A 10,596-nucleotide genomic window follows, 5' to 3' on the forward strand; every position below is an offset into this window, starting at 1 on the left:
TAGCTAATAAGTGTTTAGTATAAATATAAATAATGCCTAACCCAAAAAACCTTATCACTCACAGATACTATCTCAGATTATAAATGATTCCCAATTATCCAATAAATATTTAAGCAAAAATTTTTCTAATTTTTGCTTATTTTTCACAAGAATCAACTGCTTTTCCTTATCTTCCAAATTTAATTTAATAATAACAGGCTTACACATTGAAGAACTCTTCTTGACTCGTATATCGTTAATGATTTTATTCAAAGAACCCTGTATAATATCCTGTTCCTTTACATCCTCTTTCTCTAAATAAGCACCTATTCTAATATATTTATATATCATCGTCCTACTAAACTTATAATCTAAACAAAATTCATAAAAATAATCATACCCATCAAATCTATATAATTTATTCTTTTTGATCTCATAAAGCGCCTTAGCTAATTCTAATTTATTAACGGCTTCTTCTAAAGTTCTAGCCTTAATTTCTTCTTTAAGTTGCTTATATCTTAATAATCGAGCCTTTTCTTTTCCAAAATCACCTTTAAATTGAGTAATATCTCCTACCCTACTCTTAATAGTATTAAGTATATCCATTTTTATCTTTATTCCTTAGACATAGATATTTGTAAACTGGTTTACAAATATCTATGTCATCCTTATATTTTCAATACCCTCAATAACTTCGGCTACCCTTAAATACTCATTATAATACCTCTCACTTTCCCGGGGCTCCAATCTATAAGTAATCATCTTCTGAATAGCAGCACTTCTATGAATTTTAATTGGAACATATTCTTGATAAAGCTGTTGCAAACTATCAAAAAATTCTTTCTTTATTTTTCTATTTTCCTCGTAAAGGGTCTGAATAACATAATAGCTCTTAAAATCCTGTTTCTGATAAGCGCTAATAATCTCTTGCATTTTACTTTTCAAAATATCATAACTTTCTATCGCCCAAAGCTCTGCTGGCAAAGGAATAACAACCTTGGTAGCAATCATCAAAGAATTAATAAGTTCCTTATTAACTGATGGTGGGGTATCAATTAATATATAATCATATTTATCGAAATAAGGGGTCAAAATTGTTTTCAACTTATATTCTTGCCCAATAATATTTTCTCCTGAAAACTGAGAAAGCCTAATATGCGATGGGGCAAAATGCAAATCATCTGTTATCTCATGCACAATACTCATAAAAGACTTTTTAGATTTTAATACCTCGTAAATATTATATTCTTTTATATCGACTTTATTTTCAAAATAAGGAAGAAAATAAGAAGTAACACTAGCCTGAGAATCAATATCTATAAGCAAAGTCCTATACCTTTTGGAAAAAATATACCCCAACATTATTGCTGTTACACTTTTGCCAACACCGCCCTTAATTGAAGATATTGTTATAATATCTCTCATCTTATACCCCTAGAATCTAAACACTTAAATCTCTTATCATAAAAAAGTTTATCTAAATTATCTTCAGCAACTAAGAGCTCTTCAGATAAAGAATTAATAACACCAATATCTTTTGCCTTAACTGAAATGTTAAGTTTTTTAATCTTATTTTTTATTGTAAAATAAGAAATATTATTAACTTTAGCTAAAAAAAGAGGAGTATAATATCTTTTTCCATTACATTCAATAAAAACATCTTGTAAATTTATTTTACCGACCAAACTTAACTACCTTGCTGCCATTCTTTTTTTAGCTTATCTTTAATAAGGTTTTGGGCCTCTTCACTTAAAAGCAATTCTCTTTTTTTAAAAAATAAATCTTTAGAAGAAATTACACCTTCAATTTTATTTTTTTTTATATATCTAGAGAGATAAGAAGAATCACTATATCCCATCTCTTTTGAAAATTCTTTCAAATTTTTTAAAGAGTTTAAAAAATTTAATGTAATTCGCACAAAATTTAATCTCCCAAAAAAGATTTCATTAATATCGAAAATTATTACATAATATAACCAATTTTATTATAAACTATGAACATCATTTTGTAAATCAAATTGACAAAATAACTTTTTTAGTATATAAATTATATTAAAGTTAATTTTGTCTTTTTTTAACAAAGAGATAAAAAAGACCTAAAGTTAAGGTCTTAAACAAACTGAAATAAAGGATAAATCGATGAAAAATTTAAATTTCTTTTTATATAATAACAGCAAACTCAAGAAAAATCAAGTTAGATTAATAAAACTAATTTCTATCCTAAAATATCTCAATAAAAATAAGTTAGGATATAACCAACAAGACATACTCAATCTAGCTAACTTTTTTCTCAAAAAAGAAGGTTATTCGATAATTAAAATGAAAACATTGCAAAAAGATTTGGGCTTCCTGAAAAAAAATAATGTAATTAAAACGTTTATAATAAGACTTGGAGAATACAAAGGTTCAAAAACAAAGTACATGCCCAAAATAAACGCGTATCAAATATTAAAGCAAATATTCAACTCAACAGAAGAACTACTAGAAAAAACATTCAATATTATATACAAACTAAGCAAAAAGAAAACCAATGAAAAAAATAGAACAAAAAATAGTAGTGTATATAATAATATATATAATAATATATATAATAAGGAAAAAACGAGAATAGAAAAAGATAATAAACAAAAATGGACAATAGAAAAGATATTAGAAAAATACACACTACATGGAAAGATACGACAAAAAAAGGCTGAAGCCCAAAACACAATATAAAAACAAAGAGAAAAAGATACTCAAAAAAATCAAAAAATTTTAATGTCTAAATTTGCAGTAATACTTTCAATAAGTCTAATAGAAAGAAATGTAAAAAGCACATGTATAAAAAAGGACATACAGTAAACATCATAAGAAAACTCACAAGCCAAAGTAACGATCAACCCAATAATAGCAGAACTATAAAAAAACAAATATACAAAAATTCATACGAAATGCTACAAATCAAAAACACTCACTACTCAAATCACCAAAAAATATTTTGACTAAATCACAATATTGAAAAGATACCAACAATAAAAAAAATGTTCATATACTATCTATAAAGACATAACTACTGATCTTAAATTATAAAAATTTAAAGGAAAGTATAAACATCAGGACACAAAAATATGCCTTATATAGACATATAGACTAAAATGACACTCCACCAACCAGATTTGAGCTACCATTTTACTATATTTCAAGAAATAAAAGATAAAAATCAATAACAATTGTAATATGTGTTGTAATAACCTAAGAAGAAGTTAAAACGAGGTCAAATACAATATCTTGAGCTAATAATTAAATTAAAAAATGACTATTATCATGCTTTATAAGAAAAAAACAAACAAATAAAATTGTACTAAGAAAAAAAACAAAAATATTTATAGAAAAGATATTTCATTAAATTTCTTCAAAAGAAGATTTTCATTCAAGACAATAAATTCCACTTCATAGCATACAAATAAAAAGAAAACCCCTTGGGGAAGGGGATTATTTAAAAGAATGTATGGTATGAAGTAAATATTGATAATAAATTCTTTTAATTTTAAAAAAGGAGAATATTTAATAACTAAGTATTAATTCAAAAATTAATCATTTCAAGTTTTGCTTAAACATTGTGCAATTTTTTAGAAAGATTTGAAATATTAAAATTCCTTAAGGTGGATATATAGTTTAAATACTATCTTTTACTAATAGTCTATATCCAACGTTAGAATCCTAGAAGATAATAAGAAACTATTCATTTCACAAAATGATATAAGGTTTTATTTAGTTTATAGTCTCAAAACAACTGTCTTATTTGCAATATCGGATTGTTAATTTTACAATTAACCTGACATAAGCATTTATTACATGAATGGCCAATAACTTAATTGGAGAGCCTGACCTTAATAATTTTGCTTCATATTAACTTAAGAGATGAAACTAATATTGTTCTTATTGTGATTTTCAGGGTTTACCATGTCTAGAATAACCTTTAGTAGGTATATATATACCTACTAAAGGTTATTCAGAACTTAATAAGAGAAAGCCCCTACTCCTACGTCTTGTTTTGGAGAGGATTGATAGGAGTGTTGGGGACTGTTGATAGAATGCTTTCTACCTTATTTATATCTGTCTATAATATTATTTTATTTTTTTAATTTTGTAAATATTTTTAAATAATTTTATTATTTTCATATAAAAACGCACAACATAAATAATTTTTACACAATTGGTAGTGTAGACAAGAATAAGCAAATTAATAATAATGTGGTATCTATAAGTTATTCCCGAATTCTACCATTGTAATTTACAATAATACTTACAATATATCATTGTACTCGACCTACTTTTTTTATTGCTTTTAGAAGTCTCATTTGACCTGTCTGTAAGGAAGAGATTTTTCTTTTATGACTTTTAAAATTCAATTCTTGGTTTATTTTTTTATTCAATTTTTGCATTTCTTTAATCTCTAAGAGACTTGGTTCATAATCGATCCATTTTTTATCTACCCACCCTTTTTCCCATTCATAATAGCTCTCATTGTAATTAGTTCCATTAAACTCGTCGAAATGCCTTGAAAGGGCTGATATTAACTTTGCACCATACTGAAGCATTTTATTCGTTTCTGTTTTTGTGATAAACTCATCATAATCATAAGCTTGACCTGTTTGCATATTAATGATATCAACAATTAGTTTAAAAATATTTATGCAGTTCATTGCTATATTGCCAAATGGAAGATCCGGACTGCTTAAACATTTGATATTGACTTCGTATTTATTCTTTAAACTCCTAGGTATTTTGAAGAAGTCAACTATAAACCCATCAACTTTGGCTTTGTAATTTGCCTCATACTGAGAATTGCCGAAAAAGGTTTCTCGATTACCCTCGATAATATAATTATCATAATTCAGTATCATAGGCAATTTTCTTTCTTGAATATTATCTTGCTTAATATTTTCCATCTCATACCCTCAGAAATTAAAAATTCTTTCTTTTATCTTTAATATCATACATTATTATAATATATATTAAATAAGAATGAATACAAATAGCTAATAATTTTTAGTATATATTTTTTGATTAGCAGAAAATTGACGTCCATTTATTCGAAGCTATTTTTTATATTCGATATTGTTTTTTTGCGGGTTTGTGATAGATTTAATTTATCTTTAACCTTTAACCATTTATAAGAAACTTTGAGCAAGCAATTTTCTCAAAGTTTCTTATTGCTTTATAAGCATCATATAATGCGATCAATCTTGACAATTTATCAACGATAATATAATGGTTAAATACTACTTAAGTATACTTAATAAGTTTGAATTGATTTTATTGATAGATATTTTACCATAAAAAGAAAGCAATGATCCAACAAGATAACAAAACATACGTACTAATTTATGGATAATTGTTCTTAAAAAATTAAAATCAATTCAAACTTATTAAGTATACTTAAGTAGTATTTAACCATTATATTATCGTTGATAAATTGTCAAGATTGATCGCATTATATGATGCTTATAAAGCAATAAGAAACTTTGAGAAAATTGCTTGCTCAAAGTTTCTTATAAATGGTTAAAGGTTAAAGATAAATTAAATCTATCACAAACCCGCAAAAAAACAATATCGAATATAAAAAATAGCTTCGAATAAATGGACGTCAATTTTCTGCTAATCAAAAAATATATACTAAAAATTATTAGCTATTTGTATTCATTCTTATTTAATATATATTATAATAATGTATGATATTAAAGATAAAAGAAAGAATTTTTAATTTCTGAGGGTATGAGATGGAAAATATTAAGCAAGATAATATTCAAGAAAGAAAATTGCCTATGATACTGAATTATGATAATTATATTATCGAGGGTAATCGAGAAACCTTTTTCGGCAATTCTCAGTATGAGGCAAATTACAAAGCCAAAGTTGATGGGTTTATAGTTGACTTCTTCAAAATACCTAGGAGTTTAAAGAATAAATACGAAGTCAATATCAAATGTTTAAGCAGTCCGGATCTTCCATTTGGCAATATAGCAATGAACTGCATAAATATTTTTAAACTAATTGTTGATATCATTAATATGCAAACAGGTCAAGCTTATGATTATGATGAGTTTATCACAAAAACAGAAACGAATAAAATGCTTCAGTATGGTGCAAAGTTAATATCAGCCCTTTCAAGGCATTTCGACGAGTTTAATGGAACTAATTACAATGAGAGCTATTATGAATGGGAAAAAGGGTGGGTAGATAAAAAATGGATCGATTATGAACCAAGTCTCTTAGAGATTAAAGAAATGCAAAAATTGAATAAAAAAATAAACCAAGAATTGAATTTTAAAAGTCATAAAAGAAAAATCTCTTCCTTACAGACAGGTCAAATGAGACTTCTAAAAGCAATAAAAAAAGTAGGTCGAGTACAATGATATATTGTAAGTATTATTGTAAATTACAATGGTAGAATTCGGGAATAACTTATAGATACCACATTATTATTAATTTGCTTATTCTTGTCTACACTACCAATTGTGTAAAAATTATTTATGTTGTGCGTTTTTATATGAAAATAATAAAATTATTTAAAAATATTTACAAAATTAAAAAAATAAAATAATATTATAGACAGATATAAATAAGGTAGAAAGCATTCTATCAACAGTCCCCAACACTCCTATCAATCCTCTCCAAAACAAGACGTAGGAGTAGGGGCTTTCTCTTATTAAGTTCTGAATAACCTTTAGTAGGTATATATATACCTACTAAAGGTTATTCTAGACATGGTAAACCCTGAAAATCACAATAAGAACAATATTAGTTTCATCTCTTAAGTTAATATGAAGCAAAATTATTAAGGTCAGGCTCTCCAATTAAGTTATTGGCCATTCATGTAATAAATGCTTATGTCAGGTTAATTGTAAAATTAACAATCCGATATTGCAAATAAGACAGTTGTTTTGAGACTATAAACTAAATAAAACCTTATATCATTTTGTGAAATGAATAGTTTCTTATTATCTTCTAGGATTCTAACGTTGGATATAGACTATTAGTAAAAGATAGTATTTAAACTATATATCCACCTTAAGGAATTTTAATATTTCAAATCTTTCTAAAAAATTGCACAATGTTTAAGCAAAACTTGAAATGATTAATTTTTGAATTAATACTTAGTTATTAAATATTCTCCTTTTTTAAAATTAAAAGAATTTATTATCAATATTTACTTCATACCATACATTCTTTTAAATAATCCCCTTCCCCAAGGGGTTTTCTTTTTATTTGTATGCTATGAAGTGGAATTTATTGTCTTGAATGAAAATCTTCTTTTGAAGAAATTTAATGAAATATCTTTTCTATAAATATTTTTGTTTTTTTTCTTAGTACAATTTTATTTGTTTGTTTTTTTCTTATAAAGCATGATAATAGTCATTTTTTAATTTAATTATTAGCTCAAGATATTGTATTTGACCTCGTTTTAACTTCTTCTTAGGTTATTACAACACATATTACAATTGTTATTGATTTTTATCTTTTATTTCTTGAAATATAGTAAAATGGTAGCTCAAATCTGGTTGGTGGAGTGTCATTTTAGTCTATATGTCTATATAAGGCATATTTTTGTGTCCTGATGTTTATACTTTCCTTTAAATTTTTATAATTTAAGATCAGTAGTTATGTCTTTATAGATAGTATATGAACATTTTTTTTATTGTTGGTATCTTTTCAATATTGTGATTTAGTCAAAATATTTTTTGGTGATTTGAGTAGTGAGTGTTTTTGATTTGTAGCATTTCGTATGAATTTTTGTATATTTGTTTTTTTATAGTTCTGCTATTATTGGGTTGATCGTTACTTTGGCTTGTGAGTTTTCTTATGATGTTTACTGTATGTCCTTTTTTATACATGTGCTTTTTACATTTCTTTCTATTAGACTTATTGAAAGTATTACTGCAAATTTAGACATTAAAATTTTTTGATTTTTTTGAGTATCTTTTTCTCTTTGTTTTTATATTGTGTTTTGGGCTTCAGCCTTTTTTTGTCGTATCTTTCCATGTAGTGTGTATTTTTCTAATATCTTTTCTATTGTCCATTTTTGTTTATTATCTTTTTCTATTCTCGTTTTTTCCTTATTATATATATTATTATATATATTATTATATACACTACTATTTTTTGTTCTATTTTTTTCATTGGTTTTCTTTTTGCTTAGTTTGTATATAATATTGAATGTTTTTTCTAGTAGTTCTTCTGTTGAGTTGAATATTTGCTTTAATATTTGATACGCGTTTATTTTGGGCATGTACTTTGTTTTTGAACCTTTGTATTCTCCAAGTCTTATTATAAACGTTTTAATTACATTATTTTTTTTCAGGAAGCCCAAATCTTTTTGCAATGTTTTCATTTTAATTATCGAATAACCTTCTTTTTTGAGAAAAAAGTTAGCTAGATTGAGTATGTCTTGTTGGTTATATCCTAACTTATTTTTATTGAGATATTTTAGGATAGAAATTAGTTTTATTAATCTAACTTGATTTTTCTTGAGTTTGCTGTTATTATATAAAAAGAAATTTAAATTTTTCATCGATTTATCCTTTATTTCAGTTTGTTTAAGACCTTAACTTTAGGTCTTTTTTATCTCTTTGTTAAAAAAAGACAAAATTAACTTTAATATAATTTATATACTAAAAAAGTTATTTTGTCAATTTGATTTACAAAATGATGTTCATAGTTTATAATAAAATTGGTTATATTATGTAATAATTTTCGATATTAATGAAATCTTTTTTGGGAGATTAAATTTTGTGCGAATTACATTAAATTTTTTAAACTCTTTAAAAAATTTGAAAGAATTTTCAAAAGAGATGGGATATAGTGATTCTTCTTATCTCTCTAGATATATAAAAAAAATAAAATTGAAGGTGTAATTTCTTCTAAAGATTTATTTTTTAAAAAAAGAGAATTGCTTTTAAGTGAAGAGGCCCAAAACCTTATTAAAGATAAGCTAAAAAAAGAATGGCAGCAAGGTAGTTAAGTTTGGTCGGTAAAATAAATTTACAAGATGTTTTTATTGAATGTAATGGAAAAAGATATTATACTCCTCTTTTTTTAGCTAAAGTTAATAATATTTCTTATTTTACAATAAAAAATAAGATTAAAAAACTTAACATTTCAGTTAAGGCAAAAGATATTGGTGTTATTAATTCTTTATCTGAAGAGCTCTTAGTTGCTGAAGATAATTTAGATAAACTTTTTTATGATAAGAGATTTAAGTGTTTAGATTCTAGGGGTATAAGATGAGAGATATTATAACAATATCTTCAATTAAGGGCGGTGTTGGCAAAAGTGTAACAGCAATAATGTTGGGGTATATTTTTTCCAAAAGGTATAGGACTTTGCTTATAGATATTGATTCTCAGGCTAGTGTTACTTCTTATTTTCTTCCTTATTTTGAAAATAAAGTCGATATAAAAGAATATAATATTTACGAGGTATTAAAATCTAAAAAGTCTTTTATGAGTATTGTGCATGAGATAACAGATGATTTGCATTTTGCCCCATCGCATATTAGGCTTTCTCAGTTTTCAGGAGAAAATATTATTGGGCAAGAATATAAGTTGAAAACAATTTTGACCCCTTATTTCGATAAATATGATTATATATTAATTGATACCCCACCATCAGTTAATAAGGAACTTATTAATTCTTTGATGATTGCTACCAAGGTTGTTATTCCTTTGCCAGCAGAGCTTTGGGCGATAGAAAGTTATGATATTTTGAAAAGTAAAATGCAAGAGATTATTAGCGCTTATCAGAAACAGGATTTTAAGAGCTATTATGTTATTCAGACCCTTTACGAGGAAAATAGAAAAATAAAGAAAGAATTTTTTGATAGTTTGCAACAGCTTTATCAAGAATATGTTCCAATTAAAATTCATAGAAGTGCTGCTATTCAGAAGATGATTACTTATAGATTGGAGCCCCGGGAAAGTGAGAGGTATTATAATGAGTATTTAAGGGTAGCCGAAGTTATTGAGGGTATTGAAAATATAAGGATGACATAGATATTTGTAAACCAGTTTACAAATATCTATGTCTAAGGAATAAAGATAAAAATGGATATACTTAATACTATTAAGAGTAGGGTAGGAGATATTACTCAATTTAAAGGTGATTTTGGAAAAGAAAAGGCTCGATTATTAAGATATAAGCAACTTAAAGAAGAAATTAAGGCTAGAACTTTAGAAGAAGCCGTTAATAAATTAGAATTAGCTAAGGCGCTTTATGAGATCAAAAAGAATAAATTATATAGATTTGATGGGTATGATTATTTTTATGAATTTTGTTTAGATTATAAGTTTAGTAGGACGATGATATATAAATATATTAGAATAGGTGCTTATTTAGAGAAAGAGGATGTAAAGGAACAGGATATTATACAGGGTTCTTTGAATAAAATCATTAACGATATACGAGTCAAGAAGAGTTCTTCAATGTGTAAGCCTGTTATTATTAAATTAAATTTGGAAGATAAGGAAAAGCAGTTGATTCTTGTGAAAAATAAGCAAAAATTAGAAAAATTTTTGCTTAAATATTATTGGATAATTGGGAATCATTTATAATCTGAGATAGTATCTGTGAGTGATAA

General features: G+C 25.6%; 11 protein-coding genes. 5 read left to right on the forward strand and 6 right to left on the reverse strand.

Annotation, left to right across the window (positions count from 1 at the left end; translation table 11 throughout):
* Window positions 1-72: 72 nt before the first annotated feature.
* From bcCo53_RS05515 to bcCo53_RS05530, 4 genes are read right to left on the reverse strand one after another with little or no spacing between them, the layout of a single operon-like run.
* Entirely contained in the window at window positions 73-585 is a 513-nt protein-coding gene (locus bcCo53_RS05515; RefSeq protein ID WP_241766593.1) for a chromosome replication/partitioning protein, read from the reverse strand.
* 51 nt (window positions 586-636) lie between these two features.
* Window positions 637-1,404, reverse strand: coding sequence for a ParA family protein (locus bcCo53_RS05520; protein ID WP_025408996.1), 768 nt, complete (start codon window positions 1,402-1,404; stop codon window positions 637-639).
* Complete coding sequence (locus tag bcCo53_RS05525; protein WP_025408997.1) at window positions 1,401-1,664, reverse strand: hypothetical protein; 264 nt, start codon at window positions 1,662-1,664, stop codon at window positions 1,401-1,403. Before bcCo53_RS05525 ends, bcCo53_RS05520 begins: the two co-directional genes overlap by 4 nt.
* A 2-nt stretch (window positions 1,665-1,666) precedes the next feature.
* Window positions 1,667-1,897, reverse strand: a complete 231-nt coding sequence (locus tag bcCo53_RS05530) for a hypothetical protein (RefSeq protein ID WP_025408998.1) — start codon at window positions 1,895-1,897, stop codon at window positions 1,667-1,669.
* A gap of 220 nt (window positions 1,898-2,117) precedes the next feature.
* On the opposite strand from bcCo53_RS05530, the gene bcCo53_RS05535 reads away from it, so the two are divergent.
* Window positions 2,118-2,693 (forward strand): plasmid maintenance protein, encoded by a 576-nt coding sequence (locus bcCo53_RS05535; RefSeq protein WP_025408999.1) that lies wholly within the window; start codon window positions 2,118-2,120, stop codon window positions 2,691-2,693.
* 1,580 nt (window positions 2,694-4,273) lie between these two features.
* Here bcCo53_RS05535 and bcCo53_RS05540 read toward each other — a convergent pair.
* A complete protein-coding gene (locus tag bcCo53_RS05540; RefSeq protein WP_025409000.1) occupies window positions 4,274-4,909 on the reverse strand; it encodes a hypothetical protein in 636 nt (211 codons plus the stop codon).
* Window positions 4,910-5,740: 831 nt separating this feature from the next.
* Here bcCo53_RS05540 and bcCo53_RS05545 point away from each other — a divergent pair.
* Window positions 5,741-6,376 carry a hypothetical protein gene (locus bcCo53_RS05545; RefSeq protein ID WP_025409000.1) on the forward strand — a complete coding sequence of 212 codons (636 nt, stop codon included), beginning with the start codon at window positions 5,741-5,743 and terminating at the stop codon, window positions 6,374-6,376.
* A 1,580-nt stretch (window positions 6,377-7,956) separates the two neighbouring features.
* Here the strand turns inward: bcCo53_RS05545 and bcCo53_RS05550 are convergent.
* Window positions 7,957-8,532: a plasmid maintenance protein gene (locus tag bcCo53_RS05550; protein ID WP_025408999.1), complete on the reverse strand. Its 576-nt coding sequence runs from the start codon at window positions 8,530-8,532 to the stop codon at window positions 7,957-7,959.
* A gap of 452 nt (window positions 8,533-8,984) precedes the next feature.
* Here bcCo53_RS05550 and bcCo53_RS05555 point away from each other — a divergent pair, with 452 nt between their 5' ends.
* Genes bcCo53_RS05555 through bcCo53_RS05565 form a run of 3 tightly spaced genes read left to right on the forward strand, consistent with a single transcriptional unit; the run spans window position 8,985 to window position 10,570 of the window.
* Window positions 8,985-9,248 (forward strand): hypothetical protein, encoded by a 264-nt coding sequence (locus bcCo53_RS05555; RefSeq protein WP_025408997.1) that lies wholly within the window; start codon window positions 8,985-8,987, stop codon window positions 9,246-9,248.
* Window positions 9,245-10,012, forward strand: coding sequence for a ParA family protein (locus bcCo53_RS05560; RefSeq protein WP_025408996.1), 768 nt, complete (start codon window positions 9,245-9,247; stop codon window positions 10,010-10,012). Before bcCo53_RS05555 ends, bcCo53_RS05560 begins: the two co-directional genes overlap by 4 nt.
* 51 nt (window positions 10,013-10,063) lie before the next feature.
* Window positions 10,064-10,570 carry a chromosome replication/partitioning protein gene (locus bcCo53_RS05565; RefSeq protein WP_246938418.1) on the forward strand — a complete coding sequence of 169 codons (507 nt, stop codon included), beginning with the start codon at window positions 10,064-10,066 and terminating at the stop codon, window positions 10,568-10,570.
* Window positions 10,571-10,596 lie beyond the last annotated feature (26 nt).

The sequence above is a fragment of the Borrelia coriaceae genome (genome assembly GCF_023035295.1).
In the GTDB taxonomy this organism is placed as follows: Bacteria; Spirochaetota; Spirochaetia; order Borreliales; family Borreliaceae; genus Borrelia; species Borrelia coriaceae.

Excerpts from the sequence above, each read along its gene's own strand:
- bcCo53_RS05515 (WP_241766593.1), bottom strand. The coding sequence starts at position 585 with ATGGATATACTTAATACTATTAAGAGTAGGGTAGGAGATATTACTCAA.
- bcCo53_RS05520 (WP_025408996.1), bottom strand. The coding sequence starts at position 1,404 with ATGAGAGATATTATAACAATATCTTCAATTAAGGGCGGTGTTGGCAAA.
- bcCo53_RS05535 (WP_025408999.1), top strand. The coding sequence starts at position 2,118 with ATGAAAAATTTAAATTTCTTTTTATATAATAACAGCAAACTCAAGAAA.
- bcCo53_RS05540 (WP_025409000.1), bottom strand. The coding sequence starts at position 4,909 with ATGGAAAATATTAAGCAAGATAATATTCAAGAAAGAAAATTGCCTATG.
- bcCo53_RS05545 (WP_025409000.1), top strand. The coding sequence starts at position 5,741 with ATGGAAAATATTAAGCAAGATAATATTCAAGAAAGAAAATTGCCTATG.
- bcCo53_RS05550 (WP_025408999.1), bottom strand. The coding sequence starts at position 8,532 with ATGAAAAATTTAAATTTCTTTTTATATAATAACAGCAAACTCAAGAAA.
- bcCo53_RS05560 (WP_025408996.1), top strand. The coding sequence starts at position 9,245 with ATGAGAGATATTATAACAATATCTTCAATTAAGGGCGGTGTTGGCAAA.
- bcCo53_RS05565 (WP_246938418.1), top strand. The coding sequence starts at position 10,064 with ATGGATATACTTAATACTATTAAGAGTAGGGTAGGAGATATTACTCAA.